This is a genomic window from Acinetobacter sp. CY17, from assembly GCF_059515825.1.
In genome coordinates this window covers 165,278-184,867 of sequence record NZ_JCAKMX010000002.1, presented here as the reverse complement: position 1 = coordinate 184,867, position 19,590 = coordinate 165,278, and the positions used below count along the sequence as shown (strand labels likewise).

Sequence of the window (19,590 nt, the reverse complement as noted above, 5' to 3'; positions counted from 1 at the left end):
AAAAAGCCGTGCGATCTAGCACGGCTTTTTTTGATTTAAAGCATTATTGTAATGGATTACCAAATTCAGCCAAATAAGCTTGTCCTATAGCTTCTGAGCCTTTTAAGCTCAAATGGTCATCATCTTTATTGCGGTAAATCGGCCAGCCATTGATACTCGATTTACAACGATCAGCACGGCATAACACTTGCTTAGGATCAATAAGTTTAAGCTTTGGAAAATCGTGCTTCAGCTGCTGCACGATCCGATTAAACTCAGCTGCGACTTTTGCCTCACTTTGTTTAGAAAATTCACATGATAAGTTACGTCCTAAAATCTCAGCACGCATTTGACAATCGGCAGGTACTTGTTTGAGTTCTGGCACATCCAACAATAGCACCACTTGATCACTGGCTTGCTGTGCATTGGAAATGGCACGCTTTAAGCCTTGATATAAGATTTCACTGCGCTGCTCGTGCACTCCATCTTGAAGTTGTAAGGTATTGCCTAAATAAGCATGATAATAGCCAGTTAAAATCACCATTGGATAATGTTGCTGTGCGAGGTGCTGGGTAATGGCATCATTACGGGTTTTAAATGCTGCATTAATCTGCCACTGTGTGCCTTTACGCCCTAAACGCTCTACTTCGGGTAAATATAAGGTTGAGCTTTGCGCAACATCATAGCCACGTAAATCAGCAGCCTGAGCCCACACATCTAACATACCGCTGGCACTATTGGCATGTGAATCACCAATTAAAATAAAGTCTACGCTTGGTTTATCTACCCCTAAATGACATACCTCAGCTGAGGAAAATTGTGCTGCGCTTGGATAACCAATACATTTGCCACGTAAGCGATGGGCAAAACTATTTAAAGTGGCTAATTGTTGTTGCACCGTGGCAGAAAAACGCTGTGGAAAACCCGCCTGCTGTTGCACCACTTGCGCCGCAACGCTAAAACTCAGTGCTGGCACTAAAAACCCAACACTAATCACTTTCCATGCCGCCACATCAGCAAAACGCTTGCAAGCTTGCTCAATATAGCGATAAGTCAACCAAGCCAAGCCAATCACCACAGCCACTAACGCCAATTGGCTGGTTAAATGTTGCGGCAATAAGTAAAAACCCGAAAATACAATCAACGGCCAATGCCACAAATACAAGGGATAAGAAATTTTACCCAACCAAAGACTGACTGGATGACTCAACAGTGGATTGGCTGTGGCGTGTTGCTGCCCACAATAAATAATGACAGCCGTTGCTAAGCACGGAATCAAGGCCATCATACCTGGGAAAATAGTATTTTTATCAAAATAAAAGCTACATAAGCCCAACACCAGTAAAGCGGCATAAACCAACACTTGCCCCAAGCGCCGCGGCCATTGCAAGCGAGGTAAAAATACCAACAATGCACCCAACATTAATTCAAAAGCACGAACAGGCATGCTGTAATAGGCTTTCTCTGCATTTAACTGTAATTGCTGATGAGCATAATACAGTGAGGTGAGAATCCCCACAGTAATCAGTGCTAACAGATATTTTTGTCTGTTCGCTTTAAACAACAACAGTAAAATCAGTGGCCAAAAAATATAAAACTGCTCTTCTACCGCAAGTGACCACAGATGCAATAAAGGAATGCTATCAACACTTTGGCTAAAATAATCGCCTACCTCCTTACTCATATAGAAATTTGCCATAAAAAAAGTCCCGTGTAAGGCACTTTGGGCATATTTCATCAGCTCATCAGGTAGCATTACTTGCCAAGCTAAAACACTCACCACACTGAGTACAGTAAAATAAGCAGGGGCTAAACGAAGCACCCGCTTTTTATAAAATTTGGCGATAGAAAAACGCTGGGCTGCGAGGTCCTTGACTAAAATCGAGCTAATCAAATAACCTGAAATCACAAAGAAAATATCAACCCCAATATAACCACCAGCAAACCACGACCAGCCCAAATGATTAAATAACACCAACAACACAGCAATGGCGCGTAGGCCATCAATATCCGCGCGATATGCAACACTCATAATGACAATAGGGAGAAAAAAAACGTTGCTAGTCTACGCCTTTTTACCCAAAAGACGTAGTCTGTTGCTAATCTGTGCGTAAATGATGCGATTGATTCGCGTATCTAAGGCAAATCTCTCTAAACCTTAAAGTAACAACCTGTGTGAGAACAATATGGATTATAAAGTTCATCTTTTAGATGTAAAAAACCCGCTACAAAACTACATTTGGCTACTTGAGCATATTCCATCAAAACAAGCCATTGTCGTCGATCCAACCGAAGCCCAATTGATCACAGATTTTTGTCAGCAACATGCCCTTGAGCTCAAACAAATTTGGCTCACCCACTGGCATAAAGATCATATTGGTGGGGTGCCTGAATTGATCACTCAAGGTGGCATTGAAATTTATGGGCCGCGTGATGAACTGAGTAAGATTCCATGTGTTAGCCACCCACTCCAACATGAACAGCAATTTCAATTTCATGATTTAACAATTGATGTGATTGCCGTACCAGGGCACACTTTGGGTCATATTGTCTATTATATTCAAGACCTACAAAGCTTATTCTGTGGCGATACTCTATTTGCGATGGGCTGTGGACGCGTGTTTGAGGGTACTTTTGAGCAAATGTATCACTCATTAAATCGCCTAGCAGCCCTGCCAAGCGAGACTTTGGTGTACTGTACCCATGAATACACCCTTTCTAATGCGAAATTCGCACTACAGGTTGAACCTGACACTCTTGCCATCCAAAACCGTCTAGCAGAGGTAGAGCAATTACGTGCACAAGGTTTAGCCACCCTACCCAGCTCAATTAAACAAGAACTTGCTACCAACCCTTTTTTACGTGCCAACAGTTTGGCGGAATTTCAACGTCTACGCGAACTGAAAGACCAGTTTTAAAAAAATAAGCCCTAAACTTAGGGCTTATTTTTATAAGATTTGATGTGTTTTAGCATATTCATCTAATTGGGCTTGGCTCACCACCTGACACTGCTGCATGGCATCTACACGCACCAATAACAAACCACCTAATGCAGGTTGATAACGACGTGCACTGCCAAAAGGCGTATAGACGACTTTGGATTGTTCGGTAAAATATAACCAATCTTCATGCCCAATAAGCACCGCAACAGGCTCAAGCGCCTGTTGTTGCATGGCTTGGATTTGCTGTTGTACCTGCTGTTCAATGCTTTGCATCACGTTGTATTATCCAAATGAATGTTGGCTGTATTATAACTTTCTACTTTCAAAAATAGTGAATCTTTTCAAGCTGAAGATAAGTTATAACTCTTTAGCTTGATTCATTTTTTATTGTTATCATAGCAATCCTAATCAACTTTTAGATTAAGCACATTGTTTTGGTCTTAAAGCGCCCTTGCTCAGCTTAGGATATTTTAGGTAAGCTAAATTACAGTTGACTTAGCCATCAGCACGACTTGATCGCACGATAGACAACATTGAAGTTTGCTCAATATGATGCATATTTAATTAATTTAATAAAATGTTTCATATTTTTTAAAGCTTAAATAATGAGTCAAAATTTACGTTCTTGATGCACTAATTTTTTAAAGATTAAGATTATACTAAACTACTTTTTTTAACTTTAAATAAAGTTATTCATGTTAAAGCACAGAAATTAAAATTTTATATCATTACAATCAATGTCTTATATAAATTAACACAATCAATGCTCAGCATTAATTTTGATTATTTTATCTACAATTTAATATCCCTCCTTAATCCAATTTTCCAGCAAAATAATAGGCCTATTTAAAACAAAGAAATTATGTTTCAAATATTATTTAACAGAAAAATACAAATTTCCCCTTTAAAAATTTCATCTGCATCCCTATTAATATTATTAAGTCACAGACAAGATATACAGGAGTTCTCTCGTGAAAAAAGTAGTTAAGGCAAAAAATTTAACAGCATTTCGTATTTGGTTAGAAAAATTGGGGTATTCAGTCAAAACTTTAGCGGATAACCGAGGTTTTACCTTTAGCTTTAAAAAAGAGTATGGTTTAGTCACTTGTGATCTTGCTGGTAATGCCTTAGCACTACAGCTTGGGGAAGAATTCGAGGACCATTTAAAAGCTTAACCTGCTACCCTCACGTTTATTAAGAGAACCTCATTGAGTTGCCATTGCACTTCAATGAAAGCCCCATACATGGGGCTTTTTTATTATGTGTTAAATTTTAGGCAATAAAAAAGCAAGGTCTTAAACCTTGCTTCAATATGATGGTGGGGACGGAGAGACTCGAACTCTCACACCTCGCGGCGCTGGAACCTAAATCCAGTGCGTCTACCAATTTCGCCACGTCCCCATCAGGGTGCTAACATCGTGTTAGACTTTAAGTTGGCAGAGGATCAAGGACTCGAACCTTGACGAACGGTTTTGGAGACCGTCATGCTACCATTACACCAATCCTCTACTTCGGCCATTTTACTCAATTACTCAAGTAAATTGGTGGGGACGGAGAGACTCGAACTCTCACACCTCGCGGCGCTGGAACCTAAATCCAGTGCGTCTACCAATTTCGCCACGTCCCCGATGGCTGTGTATATTATAGAGATCATTTTTCAATGACAAGTACTTTTTTAAAATAAAGTGCTTAACTGCTTAAATATAGAGCAAAGCTCGTGTTTTTTAGCATTTTATCTGCTCAATTGCCTGCTTTACTGTCTTAATATCTGCAAAACGTGCAGCTTTAAGCTTGGCCGTTAAGCCCAATATTGGTTCTAAGAAACACTGATAGGCCTGTGGCAGCTCAATCCGTAAGTGCTGACAATGTAAATAAGCCCAATCCGTATAACTAGATGCACTCAAACGCTGACCACTGAGCCATTCATACAGAATAATCCCTAAAGCATACAAATCAGTTTGTAAGCTTTTTGCCTCAGCATGAAATAATTCAGGTGCCATATAGCGCGGTGTCGCACTTAGCTTTTGATCTGGCGTCGCAATCGCCTGTACATGTTCAAAATCTAACAGCTTCAGGTGGCCCTGCCACTGCACAAAATGCTCATGCTTAAGGTCAGCATGAATAAAGCCGTGTTGAGCCAGCTCCTCCATACAACTCAGCATGCTTAATATTTTCATTTTAATCTCATTCGCAGTTAAATCTTCAACTGGTACAAGCCATGGCGTAGCATGGGGCAACATAAAACTGGTATAAGTTTGCTTAAACTCTAATTGCTGTGTGAGATCAACATATTGAATAGGCAATAGACAATTTAAGTGAGAATTACCCCTATAAAATTCAACTTCACGAAGATAATGTTGCTCTACACTCGGATGCACTTCTTTATATTGCACCTTGAGCCAGTACAACTTATGCTGCACTTGAATTTGATACAGCCTACGCCCAAAAGTTAAGCTTCGTGATTTTGTCCTTAACTGCCAGTTGGCCTGTGGTAAATCCTGCACATTAAACTGCAATGTATTCTGCTTGGGCATGCTGCTGTGGGTCTTTTTGAAAATTTAACAGCTCTAAACAGTGCTGAATGGTTTTACCGATACGTGCATGCGTTTCAATGGCCGAAATTTTTGGCCATGTGGCCCGCTCTCCCTCACGCTGTAATAGTTTAAACAAATGCGGCCGTGGGTTTTGCATTAAATAATAATAATGACGCAAACTATAATGTCCAAAAATATTTAAATCCCCATAATAGCGCTGATCAATCACACCATAACTATGATCTAAAACACGGCGCACAGCAGGCACACTGCCCATACGCTCACGGGTAAAATCGAGTACACCACGGGTCAGCACCTTGCCTTGACGGCGAATAATACGTTCTGGCCAACTAATAATATCTTTACGATAGCGCTCTGCATCAGTCTGCATAAACGGTACCACATGCGGATTGGTTTGACTGGCAATGGTATAATTAATGTTATATAGCCTTGCCATTTTTTCTTGTGGGAAATCACTGCGCACGCTGCCATCCACCCAACGTGTACTGGCCATATAGGGGGTATGCTGGCCATCGTAGCGTTTACTGGTGAGTTTAACAGGTGGGAATAAAATCGGTACAGCACAAGAAGCCAATACCGCACTCCAGACCAATAAATCAGGTGAAGTAAGATTATTCATAATTCGTGCATCTTGTGAGGCATCATAAGGTGCAACTGCAACATTAATATGTAAACCTGAATTCTTATAAGCCTCTTCAAAGCTAACATCCCCCATATTACTGACTAAAAATTTTTTTAAATGTTTTACATCAGCAATGCCGCCTTTACCACGCAAAATCTGCCCCAATTTGCGAAACTTAAATGCTTCACTCATTAAATGCTCCCCACTTAATACATCAAGTATTTCAGTAGGTTTACTTAATCCAATCATAGACGTGACTATTGCACCTGCACTTGAACCCGACAACACTTTAGGCATAAGATCTTGTTCAAGTAGCGCCTTACATACACCAGTATGAAATAAACCTAAGGTGGAGCCACCAGAGAACATCAAGGCGGGTTGACCATAAGCTTGCTGAGCATGCTGAAAAAACTCAATTTTTTCTGTACGACTTAGCTCAGTACACGCATCCGAGGCAATAAAAGCTAAACTTTGACTCACCTCTTCAATATAATCCTCAATAATACGTTTGGTACCTACATAAGTCGCACTAAACAACAGCGGATGGGCAATATTAGCCACATCATAAGTTAAACCTTCACGTAATATATAGATTAAGTCACGGCAGCGCTGCAGACTGCGGTAGCGTTTAAGCATGGTTAAACGGTAAGCAATGACCTCTGCGTCAAAATAAGGTGAGCAGTTATCATATTTCCATTCTTGGGCACCAGAAGCCTCATCAATTTTTAAGGCGATTGCTTTCCACTCTTCATAACTGTCTGCATGTTCAAGTTGCTGTTTCAGTTGTTTAATCCGATACACCTGATGCGATTGGCCACGCTGTATAAATTCTTGAAACAACATAAACACTCCCTACCACGTCGCAACACTGCACACGCTTTTTTATAATGGCTATTGCCCAATTGTATTAGTAAATCTGAGTCAGTTGATATAGAGTTTTGCTTATATTTTAGCGACCTTTACTTTACAACTATGTCTAGCATTCAACTCTCTGATTCTGTCCTACAAAGTTTAAATCAAGTTTTACAGCAATTGCAGCAATTCTTGCCTGCTGTAAAGCAAGCCCCTGATTTTTCTTATACTGCATTTAAATGGCAAAATGGTGAACTCAAAGGCATTACTCACCCACGTCAAATGCAGCTTGAAGATTTAAAAGGGATTGACCGTCAAAAGCAAAAAGTGGTGCAAAACACCTTACAATTTTTACAAGGGTTGCCTGCTAATGATGTCTTACTCACTGGCTCACGCGGCACGGGTAAATCCTCAATTGTGCGGGCACTCCTAACTGAATATAGCAGCCAAGGTTTACGTCTCATTGAAATTGAGCGTGATGACTTACGTGACCTGCCTTTAATTCAGGCTTTAATTCAAGATCGTCCTGAAAAGTTTATTGTGTATTGTGATGATTTAGCCTTTAACGCAGAAGATGAAAATTACCGTAGTTTAAAAAGTGTTTTAGATGGTTCTTTACAATCAGGTTCAAGTAATTTTGTAATTTATGCCACCAGTAACCGTCGTCATTTGTTACCTGAATTTATGCATGAGAATACACCAGTATTGAAAGCAGATGTTCCTCAGCACCATGAGTTGCATCCGCAAGAAGCAATTGAAGAGAAAATTTCATTGTCAGATCGTTTTGGTTTGTGGTTGTCTTTTTATCCAATGGATCAAAATTTATACTTAGAGATTGTGGAGCATTATTTACAGCGAGCCGATATGACTATGACTGCAGAGGCACGCGCTGAAGCTTTACGTTGGTGTCAAAGTCGTGGGCAGCGTTCAGGTCGTTCAGCGTATCAGTTTTCTAAACATTGGATTGGTTCGCAGCAACTCGCACAGCAATGAGATAAAATCGCCTATATATTTCACTAAACCAATATACAAAAGAAGAGGCTCCTGTCTCTTCTTTAAAGATAACAAGACTATGCATACCAGAATAACAATACTCACATACACTCCTGAAATTAAACACTTCATTGAACAGAATGAATTTCTATATCAACACTCTGTAAAGAGAATATTAAGAAACTTTGATCACATAGAACGTGAAACAGATGAGTTTCTAGGGGAATATACTACTTCTTGTTTAGCACACCTTGCTCACGAAGAAGATCATTCAATTTTTATTGATATGTCACAGCAAATATATGAGGACTCATTTAATGAAGCCTATCAGTTTTATGACTTGATCAGCGATATGAAAAAAGATGTGTATCTCAATACATTAGCTTTATTTTTTCACCATTGGGATAAGACTTTCCGTAAATGGCTAATCAAAGAGCTGAACATTTATAATTTTTGGGAAAAATCTAAGGATAGTATATGGGATTTGAGTCTTAACCAGATAATGAGTTTGTGTGAAGTATTTGGATGGGAAATCAAGGCAGCTGAATATTCAGAAAAATTAATGACATTACAATATATTGTAAACGTTTATAAACATGGCGATGGTCAATCGTTGGAAAAGTTAAAACAACAAAACCCTGAGTATCTTGATGCAAATTTTGTAGATGATGTCTTCGAAAGACATTACATTGATTATCGTGATCTAAACGTCAATATCCAACATATTAAAGCTTTTTCTGCGTCTATTTCAAATTTTTGGATAAATATGCCTCATCTATTAAAAGGCAATTTTAATGAAGTAAGTGATCATTTAAAATCTGAAAGACAAAATAAAGAAAGAGGCTAAATGCCTCTTTTTTAATCCGCAAAGCTTATGCTTGACTTGGATTGGTTAATTCCGTCATCGGCCAACGTGGTGTTGTGGTGACCGCTAAACCATCATTTTGACCTGCTTTTAAACGTTGATAACCCGCAAAGGCAATCATGGCACCGTTATCAGTACATAATGCAGGCTCTGCATAATACACAGATGCGCGAATCTTGGCTAAGTCGGCTTCTAAACGCTCACGTAAACGCTTATTGGCACTCACCCCACCTGCAATGACCAATCGTTTTAAACTCGTTTGCTTCAGTGCCTTGACTGACTTTTTGACTAATGTATCTACAATCGCTTCTTGGAAGCTTGCAGCAATATCTGCATCACGGTTTTCGTCACCCAACTTTTTCATTTGTACCGAAACAGCTGTTTTTAAACCACTAAATGAAAAAGTTAAATCTTGGTGCAACATTGGACGTGGGAATGCAAACGCATTTGGATCGCCATGTTCTGCCAATTTAGAAATGTTTGGTCCACCTGGATAAGGTAGACCCATCATTTTCGCGACTTTATCAAAGGCTTCACCTGCCGCATCGTCAATCGATTCACCTAAAAGCTCGTATTGACCAATACCATAAGCCGCCATCAACTGCGAATGCCCACCTGAAACCAACAGTGCTACAAACGGAAATTCTGGCGGTGTTTCTGATAACAATGGCGCCAGCATATGTCCTTCCATATGATGCACACCTATCGCAGGCTTATTTAAGGCAAATGCCAAGGTTCGACCAAACAACGCACCCGTCATGAGTGCACCCATCAGACCTGGACCACGGGTATATGCCACCGCATCAATTTCTAATTTTTTCACCCCTGAATCTACCAATAACTGATTCATGAGCGGAATTAATTTACGTACATGGTCACGCGATGCTAGCTCAGGAACTACCCCACCGTACTCGGCATGCAGTTTAATCTGGCTGTATAGCACCTGACCGCGTAATCCTTGCTCACTGTCATACAATGCCAGTCCAGTCTCATCACACGAAGTTTCTAAGCCTAAAACGATCATTAAACTGCCTATAACCTATATCAAATCAAATGCAAGCGTATTATAGACTTGTGGTATGAGATGTAAATGAGTAAAATATTGTCCTTCACTTGTGATCTTAGGCAATTTCGCCTCTGATCTTATCCATAACTTAATTGAGGATTCTTCATGCCACAAGTTAAATTGAAAGAAGGCGAACCAGTAGACGTAGCTATCCGTCGTTTTAAACGTTCTTGCGAAAAAGCGGGTGTTTTAGCTGACGTTCGTAAACGTGAATTCTACGAGAAACCAACTCAAGAACGTAAGCGCAAAAAAGCTGCTGCTGTTAAACGCTACCAAAAGAAATTGGCGCGTGAATCAGTACGTACAACTCGCCTTTACTAATTAATTTGTGATTACTGCCTGGATATAATAATGACTACTTTAAAAAGCCAAATCTCTGAAGTTTTAAAAGCAACAATGCGTGCTAAAGAAATGAATAAGTTGACGGTGATCCGTGGTCTGCAGGCAGCAATTAAGCAAATCGAAGTCGATGATCGCGTTGAACTTGACGACGCGCAAGTTCTTGCGGTCATTGAAAAGCAAATCAAACAACGTAAAGAGTCGGTGAAAGCCTTTTTAGGCGCGAACCGCGAAGATTTAGCTAGTAAAGAACAAGCCGAAATTGAAGTGTTATCGCAATTTCTACCAGAAGCTATGACTGAGGATGAGCTTGATTCCCTTATTGCGCAAACCATCGAAGCGCAGCAAGCGACTAGCATGAAAGATATGGGTAAGGTGATGAATTCTCTGCGTCCGCTCATAGCCGGACGCGCCGATCCTGCACAAGTATCTGCCAAAATTAAAGCAAAACTTGCTTAAAACTGATTTTTGAGATCGACGTTGCTTGAACTGCCTTATCACTTAAGACAGTTCACGCCAAATATTATTTTAATTGGCATTTCACGCCATATTGCGCCAGCGTCTGCATTTCTCGCTTTGACAGCACTTCATTAATCACATCTGCCTTAGTATAGGCCTTCTGACTTCTAAAAATATCTAAATTTTGCTCTACTGCTGTATATAAATCATCGACATAGTCCTGCACAAGCTGACAGTATTGCTGTTGTTGTTGAATACTAAATGCCTGCTGCTGTGGATCAAGCGCATTAAAGAAACTACGGCTATTTTTTTGAAATTGACTATTGGCCATACCCACCATTTTTACATATTGTTCTACACTGCCCGCCATACTGGCTGTACTAATCCCCAACAGCAATATGCTGCTCAACATGAATTTATTCATAAGTCTCTTAACGTTATACTGATTAAAATACTGCTCAAACATTGTAAATCTTCTGTGTTTACTGTCTAGCTTAGGGTGCTTAAGCTTTCAGCAGTTAAATTTTCATCCGATGTTCCTTTTGCATTTGCTCCAAACGCGTTTTAATCGTCAAAGATAAAACTTGATTATCCTTGGCTAAGCGTTGTGCTTGTAATAAAGATTTTATGCCATTTTCTTCTAAACCCGACCAATATTCTGCTTCAGCGCGATAACGCAATACATTGACACTGCGTATCGGCGAAGCTTTATCAGCATCTGCAATACGTTGTAACAATTGCCACGCATAAACATCACGCGCATTGCTTTTAACAAAATGCTTCAAAATCCGCTCAGCGTCATGAAGTTGTCCAGCACGAATTAAAACTTCAGCATGTTTATAATTTAAAGCTCGATTTTCCGGCATAATTGCAGCGGGTGATTGAATTGTTTTGAGGGCTAAAGTGATCTTGTTTTGCCCTAAGTAAACGTCTGTTTGTAAAAGCAGAGATAAATTATGCAGCCGCTGTTGTGGTTTTAATTGATTTAAGATGTTTTGCGCGTGATTGAACTCGCCTTTTTCTATATAAAAAGCTGCAAGTGCCAACTGCGGGGCTAATCTTTTCGCATCTGCTGCCATGGTTTTTAATTGCTGCTCATTGGCTTGTTTAGACATCACCATGCTATATAAACGCATGATCTCAAAGTCTTCATCATACAAACTGCTGTTCACTTTCGGCATCTGGTTGGCACGTAAGCGGGCTTCACTCATACGTTCTGTGGTTAAAGGATGAGTCAGCCAGAAATCAGGCATAAAGCTTAAACGACTAGTCGCACGGTGCATGGTCTCAAAAAAATCAGCCATACTTTGCGGGTTATAGCCTGCACTGTACATCAATTGCATACCAATACGGTCTGCTTCCCGCTCTTGATTACGGCTATAAGATAACTGACGATCGACCAAAGCTGCTTGGGTACCCATCATTACCGCATTACCCACATCGCCATCGGCTTGACTGGCCACCAATGCCCCGACCACAATCCCGGCTAAAGCCAATAACCCTTGCCCTTTAAAAGCTTCTTGAGAACGACTGTAATGACGCTGAGTCACATGGGCAATTTCATGGGCCATTACGCCTGCCACTTCATCCATATTTTTGGCAGAGTTAAGTAAACCTGTATTTAAGGCAAATAATCCCCCAGGTACTGCAAAGGCATTAATTTGTGGATCATTGACAATTACTAAAGCGATGGGTTTAGACAATTGGGTCTGGCTTAAAATATGGGAAAATGTGCTAAATAATTGATCTTCAAGCCATGGATTATTCAATATGGGCAATTGGCGTTGTACTTCACGATAGACTTTTTCACCAATCATATGCTCTTTATGCTGATCGATGAAGCCAACACCACTGCCAATTTCAGGCACATGAAATTGAACATGGGGCTCAAATGCAGTGGTATTGGCAGCGCTTAAACTGAGTAATGTGGCTAAACCTAAGGCTGTACAAGCTTTCAATGCAATCCCCCCAACTTGATGCAATTTGGCCTGACTATAGCATCTTAAGGTTACAGGGTTTGCAATAAAGTGTTACTTAAGGCTGGACCACATAGCGTGGTGTGCGCCCCTCTAAAGCATCGACGAGATTTTGATAGGCCAATTCAGCCATTTTTTTGCGTGTACTTAAAGTGGCTGAGCCAATATGTGGCAAGGTCACCACATTGGCTAAACTAAATAATTCAGAACTTTGTAACGGTTCTTGCTGATAAACATCTAAACCAGCAGCAAAAATTTGTCCAGCTTTCAAGGCCTGAATTAAAGCCTGTTCATCAATTACCGCACCACGCGCAATATTGACCAATACCGCATGTTTTTGCATTAACGCCAATTCATCAGCTCCAATTAAGGTCTTAGACGCTGCATTAAGATCAACTGCCAGCACCACAAAATCTGCACGCTGTAGCAAATCATTAAGTTCACAATAATCTGCATTTAGGCTTTCAGCAATTTCAGGTTTTGGACGACGGTTATGATATAAAATATTCATATTAAAGCCGTGAAAACCACGACGTGCAATGGCAGCACCAATATGCCCCAAACCAATAATGCCTAAAGTTTTTCCAAAGACATCTTGACCAAATTGTGCTGCAGAAACTGTACGTTGCCATTGTCCGCTTTTGGTCCAAGCATCTAAATGTGCTACTTGACGCGCAGCGCTCATTAATAAAGTAAAGGCTAAATCGGCGGTCGTTTCAGTCAATACCTGTGGGGTATGACACAAATAGATCCCCTGTTGGCTTAAATAATCTAAATCATAGTTGTCATAGCCGACACTGACACTCGAAATGACCTTTAAGCGTGTCGCACCCTGTAGATTTTTAGCATTTAAAACACGACCTGCGCCAATCATACCGTCAGCATCTTGTACATGTTGCAAAATTTGTGCATTTACATCCCCAAGCTTGGGGTTGATATGTACTACATGATAAGTTTTTTCTAGACGTGCCAAAATTTCAGCATCAAGCTGACTAAATACCACTACCTTTTGCATGTTTTACCCTTGTTTGTTGTTTTGTATCAACTGCCATAATTGTTTTTTTAACATTGGCTTGGCGAGCATGTTGTCTAGGCTCGGCAATCGCAGTGCTTTTGGATGTAAATATGGTAAGTCACCCAAGCTAATCAGTGGTCTATCTACACTATGTGCATCTAAAAAACCTTCCACATAGCTGTGTGCGCCATTGCTATCTTGTAGATTGAGTAAAGGAAATGGCCAATTGAGTTGTTGGTATTGTGCTTGTAGCGCTTGATTAATATTGGCCCATAGTTGTTGTGCCGCTGTAGAGAGTTGGCTGGCATCAATCACAATGGCACATTGGGCTAATTCTAAAAGTTGTAGTTCAAAACTGCCTAAATCGTGTGCTGTGTTGTTCTGTTCAGGAATGCTTTGAACGGCTTCGTGTGTGAGCTTTGTTGTGTGTGGTTCAAGCAGTTTGACATCAGCTTCAGGCTCAGGTTTGCTCTGAGGTACAGGTTTAGGCTGCTCAATGGGGCTAGAAGGAATTTCCACCTGCGGCTCGCTGTCAATTACAGCCCATTGGTGTAGGGGTTCTACTGCTTGATCTCGCCAAATTGAGGGCGCAGTCAAATTTTGGCATGCAACATCCCGAGGAATCCATAAATCAATTCCTAAATCGGTTAAAATTTGACGTTGCTGGCCAATCATGATTATTACTCTCACGCTAAGCGAGTATTCTAACGAGAATACGCAGCTTTTGCTGTAGTTTCTGCGGGCTTTCTGCTTATTCAGCGCACATCTATGTTATACAATCATTAAGCTATTTTTCTTTTGCATTTGCTCGGTAATTTCACGGGTATCAAAGCCCAAACGCCAATACAATAATTCCAAAACATCCAACTCATCTTGGGTGATAATTCGATCATGCCACAGACAAATTTCAGCAATACCTAAAATGCTTAAGCGCTCACGTAGCAGTAAGCCTGCAATATCATTTAATATTTCTGCTAAGTCCAACGGTTCATCGGAAACTTCTTCAAACTGACTCAGTTCTTGGGCAGTTAAAATACGCGCTAGAATTTGCTCACGCACATCCATCTGATTGTCGCTATTAATTTGTTGTACATGCAACAGCGCATCAATCAAACGTACAATTTGTGGTTTGACTTCGATTAAGGCTGTTGGCCGCTGTTCAGGTAATAAATCCAGTTGATGCTTAACCCGCTCTAACAATAAGGCATCTAATAAGCCAATTTCGCCATCTTCTTGAATAATTTTAGCCAGTTTAGTTAAAAATTGCCGTGCAATGGTTTTTGGCATGTGCCCCATATGCCTACAGGCTTGCAAGAAAATCGCAATATGTACCCGGCCATCTAAATGTAATAAAGATTCAACAATGGCTCGACTGACTTCAGCATCTGATGGAATAAACTCACGATACTGACGAATCATTAAAATAGCCACCATCACCTCACGCGAACCTGTTGCCGTTTGCATGGCACGTTGAATCAGCTCAGGACGCTCCATATTGGCACGCAATTCAGGATTCAGTGGTTTAATCGCATCTTTAATGGCAAAGCTAATCGGTGATAAACGCAGTAAAGGTAATGGCTCAGGTGAGGTCCACGGCGCATCAAACTGACCATCGGTTTCTTCCAAAGAACGAAATAGACTATATAAAGGTTGGCTACGTAGCTTCTTTAAATTATCCAATTGCAGCTCTTGAATCAGACTCGGATTGAGCTCAAAAATCCGCTGCTGAATGCTAGGATGAATATTTAGCCAGCTTTGTGGGCTTAAAGAATTAGCAAAGCATAAATGCGAAATACTTTCCGAGTATTCACTATGAATTTGTGACCCAGCGTGATGGACATAAATACGTGATAGGGTTTGGATATTGGCTGTACTCTGTACAAGACGCTGTGTTGCTACATCATTTTTAAAAGTATTGCTGCTTAAGGTGATGTATTTGAACAAACGGGTAATCAATACCCCTAAGCTGCCAATTAACCATATTAACCCACCAATCGCCACATATACCGTGGCAAAATGACGTAAGCGATTGGCACGATGACGTTGGAAGCCCTTTTTTGCCACCTTACTGCCAATTTGGCTAAAGGTAATTAAGCTACTATATAAAATCTTTAATTGGGTATTATAACGTGTCTCACCTAGCAAAATTTGATTAAAGGCATGCGCCAATAAACCATATAGTTCTTGTTCATCTAAGTTTTGTAAAGCACCCCAAGTTAAAATAATCACCGTATTTTGTGAGTTAAAGCCTGCAGTCAGCAAATTTACTCCCACTTCATCGGGTAAGACGTATAAGGTTGGTGCTGAATTTAAAAATTCCTCAGCCAATTGCTGATTCATCTTGAGTGCCAAATATTCCTCAGGTGTGCTATTGATCATACTCAGACGACGTGCGCCCAACTGCCCCGCTAAACTGTGTCCACCACGGCGCAAAATATAACATTCATACCACAAAGAGCCAGCCATAATCGCCAGTAATATACCAACACAATAAGGACTCAAACTGTGCCAATAGATCGATTCAAGCGGACTAAAATAATAGACAAATAAACCTAGCACGGTATTTAAAATAAATAGCGTCAGCGCCACAGCCAGTAGGCTCATTAACACTGACCAAAAGATATTTTTATTTTCGATTTTAAAGGCGCCAATATCTCGCAATTGCCGATCCCTAAGCTAATATGCTGAGCCACATCATAAAGCAAAAAAGCGGGAAATTCCCGCTTTTTGACTGAAATTTAACTGAATTTAAGCTTCTTTCACGCCAGTTAAATCCACTGATGCTGCATCAATATTGACATCAATGTAACCATCTTTTTTCTTCTTGGCACTGTCGTTACGGCTCTTTTGTAAGGTATCTAAATACGCCTCATCAATATCGCCAGTCACATACACGCCATCAAACACTGAGCAGTCAAATTCTTGTAACTCAGGTACTTTGGTGGTACGCACTGCACCTTTTAGATCGTCTAAGTCTTGGAAGATTAAACGGTCAGCACCAATAATCTCACGAATTTCTTCAACGCTACGATTAGACGCAATCAATTCAGATTTGGCTGGCATATCAATACCATACACGTTTGGATATTTTACCATCGGCGCTGCTGAAGCAAAGAAAACTTTTTTCGCGCCAGAATCACGTGCCATTTGAATGATTTCATTACACGTGGTGCCACGTACAATGGAGTCATCCACCAACAATACATTTTTACCACGGAATTCAAGTTCGACTGGGTTTAGCTTTTGACGTACTGATTTTTCACGCAATTGCTGACCCGGCATAATGAAGGTACGACCGATATAACGGTTTTTCATAAAGCCTTCACGGAACTTCACCCCTAAAGTATTGGCAAGTTCTAGCGCTGAAGTACGTGAGGTATCTGGAATTGGAATGACCACATCGATGTCATGCTCATCACCCCACTCGCGCAGGATTTTCTGTGCCAGTTTTTCACCCATTTTGAGGCGTGCTTTGTACACAGAAATACCATCAATAGTCGCATCTGGGCGGGCAAAATACACATATTCAAAGATACATGGACGATATCTCGGCGCTGTAGCACATTGATGTGTAGATAAATTACCTTGCATATCAATAAAGATGGCTTCGCCTGGTTCGATGTCACGCTCAACTTTAAAGCCAAGTGCGGTAATCGCCACCGATTCAGAAGCAATGATATATTCCATCCCTTGCTCTGTCTCACGTGAACCATAGATTAATGGACGGATGCCGTTTGGATCACGAAAGCCCACTAAACCTTGATCGGTGATCATACTTACCACCGCATAACCACCACGGCAACGCTCATGTACACGGCTAATGACTTGGAAGATGTCATCTGCAGTTGGCTCTAATTTGCCACGCTTTTGCAGCTCATGTGCCATGACATTAAGTAACACTTCAGAATCTGAATTAGTATTCATGTGACGTAGGTCAGTTTTGAACAGGTCATCATGAATTTCTTCAGCATTGGTCAGGTTACCATTGTGTGCAAGGGTAATCCCGTATGGAGAGTTTACATAAAATGGCTGTGCTTCAGCACTGCTTGATGAACCTGCAGTCGGGTAGCGCACATGACCAATCCCGTAGTTACCTTGTAAAGCACGCATATGACGCGTATGAAATACATCACGCACCATACCGGTATCTTTACGCAGGAACAAACGGCCTTCATGACAAGTGACGATTCCTGCGGCATCTTGTCCACGATGTTGTAACATCGTTAATGCATCAAACAACATTTGGTTAACCGCTGTTTTACCAGCAATACCAACAACTCCACACATAGCAACCTCGCAGACAAGCTAGGATTAATTAAAAGGATTTTTTGTTGCAGTCTCTGAATCTTCCCGTTCAGAGGATAAAGAAGAGCGATCTTCTTTAAAATGTTGTTTAGCCTCAGCGACGACTTTTTTCGACTGCTCAGTCGCCCATGGGGCATAAGGCAACAGGGCCTGTACCCAGCTTGACTGCTGCCATTTTGGCGAACTAGACACCCAAGGAGAGAGCGTTTGTAGCAGGATCAAAATCACCAGCAACGCCTTTAACGTGCCAAAGACAGCGCCTGCTAAACGATTGAGTGGACCTAGTTTTAAAAGATGCAGTACTCGCTGGAGAAAACCAGTAAATAACCAAGTAGCAATGACTATTAGCAACACAATCAGGGCAAAAGCTGCCACTTTTTGTACCACAGGATCGCTGGCCATCACCATAAAAGGGGCTAAGCTGGTGGCATATTTAGCAGCAATAAACAAAGCCAAAAACCAACCTACCAGATTGGCAAAGGCCTGAATAAAGCCCTGACGCAGGCCATTGAGTCCACCAATCACAACAATGATCAGCAGAAATAGGTCTAAACCATTCATATTAAATTACAGTGCATTCACACAGTCTTGAATTAGCGTCGGTCCAGTATAGATGAGGCCACTATAAACTTGTACAAGGCTAGCACCCGCATCTTTTTTAGCTTTGGCATGTTCACCTGCCAAAATACCACCCACACCAATTAAAGGAATTTGTCCCTGTAAGGCTTGAGCAAATGCCGCCAAACATGCAGTACTTTTTTCAAATACGGGCTGACCAGATAAACCACCTGCTTCATCACCGTGTGCCAAGCCTTCAACGCCGTCACGCGACAAAGTGGTATTGGTCACGATCAAACCATCAAATTTAAATTCAATTAACTGTTTGGCAATAAATTCGATGTCTTCTGGCTCTAAATCTGGTGCCACTTTTAATACAATCGGCACGTAATGTTGATGTTCTTCAGCCAGCTCCAATTGACGCTGTTTCAGTGTATCCAGTAGTTCACTTAAGGCATCACCACTTTGTAAGCTACGTAAATTTTTGGTGTTTGGCGAAGAAATATTGACTGTCACATAAGACGCGTAGTTATATACCTTTTCTAAACAAATCAGATAGTCATCTACCGCTTTTTCAACTGGTGTATCGGCATTTTTACCAATATTGATCCCCAGTACGCCTTTGAATTTAGCCGCTTTGACATTTTCAACTAATTTGTCTACCCCATCATTATTAAACCCCATACGGTTAATAATGGCTTTGGCTTCAGGTAAACGGAATAAACGTGGATGCGGATTGCCCGCTTGTGGACGTGGGGTGATGGTACCAATTTCAATAAAGCCAAAACCTAAACCGGCTAAAGCATCAATATAAGCACCATTTTTGTCTAAACCTGCGGCTAAACCGACTGGGTTTGGGAACTCAATTCCCATACACATCACTGGTTTTGCAGCAACGTTTTGGCGCATCATCCCTAGCTTATGAGCTGATTTTAATAAGGATAATGTGAGCTCATGTGCACGCTCCGGTGCGAAAGAAAACAACAGAGGGCGGGCAAGAGAATACAACATATCTACAAAAGTCTACAGCTTTTAAGTCGGCTTATTATAGGCATGGATTTTGG

At 40.9% G+C, this 19,590-nt stretch carries 19 protein-coding genes and 3 tRNA genes; 6 read left to right on the top strand and 16 right to left on the bottom strand.

The window, feature by feature from the left end:
- Positions 1–43 precede the first annotated feature (43 nt).
- Positions 44–2,011, bottom strand: a complete 1,968-nt coding sequence (locus AC5YCI_RS02370) for an acyltransferase family protein (RefSeq protein WP_496128479.1) — start codon at positions 2,009–2,011, stop codon at positions 44–46.
- 154 nt (positions 2,012–2,165) lie between these two features.
- Between AC5YCI_RS02370 and gloB the strand changes: the two genes are divergently transcribed.
- Entirely contained in the window at positions 2,166–2,897 is a 732-nt protein-coding gene (gene gloB / locus AC5YCI_RS02365; RefSeq protein ID WP_496175144.1) for a hydroxyacylglutathione hydrolase, read from the top strand.
- Between the two features lie 30 nt (positions 2,898–2,927).
- On the opposite strand, the gene AC5YCI_RS02360 is transcribed toward gloB, so the two are convergent.
- Positions 2,928–3,194, bottom strand: coding sequence for a hypothetical protein (locus AC5YCI_RS02360; RefSeq protein WP_496128535.1), 267 nt, complete (start codon positions 3,192–3,194; stop codon positions 2,928–2,930).
- Positions 3,195–3,892: 698 nt separating this feature from the next.
- Between AC5YCI_RS02360 and AC5YCI_RS02355 the strand changes: the two genes are divergently transcribed.
- The gene (locus tag AC5YCI_RS02355) at positions 3,893–4,096 is read left to right on the top strand and encodes a hypothetical protein (protein ID WP_496128477.1); all 204 of its coding nucleotides are present in this window, start codon (positions 3,893–3,895) and stop codon (positions 4,094–4,096) included.
- Between the two features lie 141 nt (positions 4,097–4,237).
- Here the strand turns inward: AC5YCI_RS02355 and AC5YCI_RS02350 are convergent.
- The 5 genes from AC5YCI_RS02350 to AC5YCI_RS02330 form a co-directional block, all read right to left on the bottom strand.
- A tRNA-Leu gene (locus tag AC5YCI_RS02350) sits at positions 4,238–4,322 on the bottom strand.
- Positions 4,323–4,355: 33 nt separating this feature from the next.
- A tRNA-Trp gene (locus AC5YCI_RS02345) sits at positions 4,356–4,429 on the bottom strand.
- A 34-nt stretch (positions 4,430–4,463) separates the two neighbouring features.
- Positions 4,464–4,548, bottom strand: a tRNA-Leu gene (locus AC5YCI_RS02340).
- Between the two features lie 97 nt (positions 4,549–4,645).
- Complete coding sequence (locus AC5YCI_RS02335) at positions 4,646–5,455, bottom strand: protein kinase domain-containing protein (RefSeq protein WP_496128476.1); 810 nt, start codon at positions 5,453–5,455, stop codon at positions 4,646–4,648.
- Complete coding sequence (locus AC5YCI_RS02330; protein WP_496128475.1) at positions 5,427–6,941, bottom strand: DUF3336 domain-containing protein; 1,515 nt, start codon at positions 6,939–6,941, stop codon at positions 5,427–5,429. Before AC5YCI_RS02330 ends, AC5YCI_RS02335 begins: the two co-directional genes overlap by 29 nt.
- A 129-nt stretch (positions 6,942–7,070) precedes the next feature.
- On the opposite strand from AC5YCI_RS02330, the gene AC5YCI_RS02325 reads away from it, so the two are divergent.
- Both AC5YCI_RS02325 and AC5YCI_RS02320 read left to right on the top strand, forming a co-directional pair.
- On the top strand, positions 7,071–7,943 hold the full coding sequence (locus AC5YCI_RS02325) for an ATP-binding protein (RefSeq protein WP_496128474.1): 873 nt from the start codon (positions 7,071–7,073) through the stop codon (positions 7,941–7,943).
- 79 nt (positions 7,944–8,022) lie between these two features.
- Positions 8,023–8,790 (top strand): hypothetical protein, encoded by a 768-nt coding sequence (locus AC5YCI_RS02320; RefSeq protein WP_496128473.1) that lies wholly within the window; start codon positions 8,023–8,025, stop codon positions 8,788–8,790.
- Between the two features lie 25 nt (positions 8,791–8,815).
- Here the strand turns inward: AC5YCI_RS02320 and tsaD are convergent, their stop codons facing one another.
- Entirely contained in the window at positions 8,816–9,832 is a 1,017-nt protein-coding gene (tsaD, locus tag AC5YCI_RS02315) for a tRNA (adenosine(37)-N6)-threonylcarbamoyltransferase complex transferase subunit TsaD (protein ID WP_496128472.1), read from the bottom strand.
- A 147-nt stretch (positions 9,833–9,979) separates the two neighbouring features.
- Between tsaD and rpsU the strand changes: the two genes are divergently transcribed.
- The gene (rpsU, locus tag AC5YCI_RS02310) at positions 9,980–10,195 is read left to right on the top strand and encodes a 30S ribosomal protein S21 (RefSeq protein ID WP_001136722.1); all 216 of its coding nucleotides are present in this window, start codon (positions 9,980–9,982) and stop codon (positions 10,193–10,195) included.
- A gap of 30 nt (positions 10,196–10,225) precedes the next feature.
- The gene (locus AC5YCI_RS02305; protein ID WP_496128471.1) at positions 10,226–10,672 is read left to right on the top strand and encodes a GatB/YqeY domain-containing protein; all 447 of its coding nucleotides are present in this window, start codon (positions 10,226–10,228) and stop codon (positions 10,670–10,672) included.
- A gap of 64 nt (positions 10,673–10,736) precedes the next feature.
- On the opposite strand, the gene AC5YCI_RS02300 is transcribed toward AC5YCI_RS02305, so the two are convergent.
- From AC5YCI_RS02300 to AC5YCI_RS02265, 8 genes are all read right to left on the bottom strand, one after another.
- Positions 10,737–11,084, bottom strand: coding sequence for a hypothetical protein (locus tag AC5YCI_RS02300; protein ID WP_496175143.1), 348 nt, complete (start codon positions 11,082–11,084; stop codon positions 10,737–10,739).
- A gap of 106 nt (positions 11,085–11,190) precedes the next feature.
- Positions 11,191–12,630 (bottom strand): M48 family metalloprotease, encoded by a 1,440-nt coding sequence (locus AC5YCI_RS02295; RefSeq protein ID WP_496128469.1) that lies wholly within the window; start codon positions 12,628–12,630, stop codon positions 11,191–11,193.
- Between the two features lie 76 nt (positions 12,631–12,706).
- Positions 12,707–13,663, bottom strand: coding sequence for a 2-hydroxyacid dehydrogenase (locus AC5YCI_RS02290; protein ID WP_496128468.1), 957 nt, complete (start codon positions 13,661–13,663; stop codon positions 12,707–12,709).
- A gap of 3 nt (positions 13,664–13,666) precedes the next feature.
- On the bottom strand, positions 13,667–14,338 hold the full coding sequence (locus AC5YCI_RS02285) for a hypothetical protein (protein WP_496128467.1): 672 nt from the start codon (positions 14,336–14,338) through the stop codon (positions 13,667–13,669).
- A gap of 96 nt (positions 14,339–14,434) precedes the next feature.
- Entirely contained in the window at positions 14,435–16,324 is a 1,890-nt protein-coding gene (locus AC5YCI_RS02280) for a M48 family metalloprotease (protein WP_496128466.1), read from the bottom strand.
- 87 nt (positions 16,325–16,411) lie between these two features.
- Positions 16,412–17,950, bottom strand: coding sequence for an amidophosphoribosyltransferase (gene purF, locus AC5YCI_RS02275; protein ID WP_496128465.1), 1,539 nt, complete (start codon positions 17,948–17,950; stop codon positions 16,412–16,414).
- 24 nt (positions 17,951–17,974) lie between these two features.
- Positions 17,975–18,529, bottom strand: a complete 555-nt coding sequence (locus AC5YCI_RS02270; RefSeq protein WP_496128464.1) for a CvpA family protein — start codon at positions 18,527–18,529, stop codon at positions 17,975–17,977.
- A 6-nt stretch (positions 18,530–18,535) separates the two neighbouring features.
- On the bottom strand, positions 18,536–19,537 hold the full coding sequence (locus AC5YCI_RS02265; protein ID WP_496128463.1) for a quinone-dependent dihydroorotate dehydrogenase: 1,002 nt from the start codon (positions 19,535–19,537) through the stop codon (positions 18,536–18,538).
- Between the last annotated feature and the right edge of the window lie 53 nt (positions 19,538–19,590).

Coding starts and splice junctions, on each gene's coding strand:
- rpsU (WP_001136722.1), top strand. CDS start 9,980: ATGCCACAAGTTAAATTGAAAGAAGGCGAACCAGTAGACGTAGCTATC.
- AC5YCI_RS02290 (WP_496128468.1), bottom strand. CDS start 13,663: ATGCAAAAGGTAGTGGTATTTAGTCAGCTTGATGCTGAAATTTTGGCA.
- AC5YCI_RS02300 (WP_496175143.1), bottom strand. CDS start 11,084: ATGTTGAGCAGCATATTGCTGTTGGGGATTAGTACAGCCAGTATGGCG.
- AC5YCI_RS02305 (WP_496128471.1), top strand. CDS start 10,226: ATGACTACTTTAAAAAGCCAAATCTCTGAAGTTTTAAAAGCAACAATG.
- AC5YCI_RS02335 (WP_496128476.1), bottom strand. CDS start 5,455: ATGCCCAAGCAGAATACATTGCAGTTTAATGTGCAGGATTTACCACAG.
- tsaD (WP_496128472.1), bottom strand. CDS start 9,832: ATGATCGTTTTAGGCTTAGAAACTTCGTGTGATGAGACTGGACTGGCA.
- AC5YCI_RS02325 (WP_496128474.1), top strand. CDS start 7,071: ATGTCTAGCATTCAACTCTCTGATTCTGTCCTACAAAGTTTAAATCAA.
- AC5YCI_RS02320 (WP_496128473.1), top strand. CDS start 8,023: ATGCATACCAGAATAACAATACTCACATACACTCCTGAAATTAAACAC.
- AC5YCI_RS02330 (WP_496128475.1), bottom strand. CDS start 6,941: ATGTTGTTTCAAGAATTTATACAGCGTGGCCAATCGCATCAGGTGTAT.
- AC5YCI_RS02360 (WP_496128535.1), bottom strand. CDS start 3,194: ATGCAAAGCATTGAACAGCAGGTACAACAGCAAATCCAAGCCATGCAA.
- purF (WP_496128465.1), bottom strand. CDS start 17,950: ATGTGTGGAGTTGTTGGTATTGCTGGTAAAACAGCGGTTAACCAAATG.
- AC5YCI_RS02270 (WP_496128464.1), bottom strand. CDS start 18,529: ATGAATGGTTTAGACCTATTTCTGCTGATCATTGTTGTGATTGGTGGA.
- AC5YCI_RS02265 (WP_496128463.1), bottom strand. CDS start 19,537: ATGTTGTATTCTCTTGCCCGCCCTCTGTTGTTTTCTTTCGCACCGGAG.
- gloB (WP_496175144.1), top strand. CDS start 2,166: ATGGATTATAAAGTTCATCTTTTAGATGTAAAAAACCCGCTACAAAAC.
- AC5YCI_RS02370 (WP_496128479.1), bottom strand. CDS start 2,011: ATGAGTGTTGCATATCGCGCGGATATTGATGGCCTACGCGCCATTGCT.
- AC5YCI_RS02285 (WP_496128467.1), bottom strand. CDS start 14,338: ATGATTGGCCAGCAACGTCAAATTTTAACCGATTTAGGAATTGATTTA.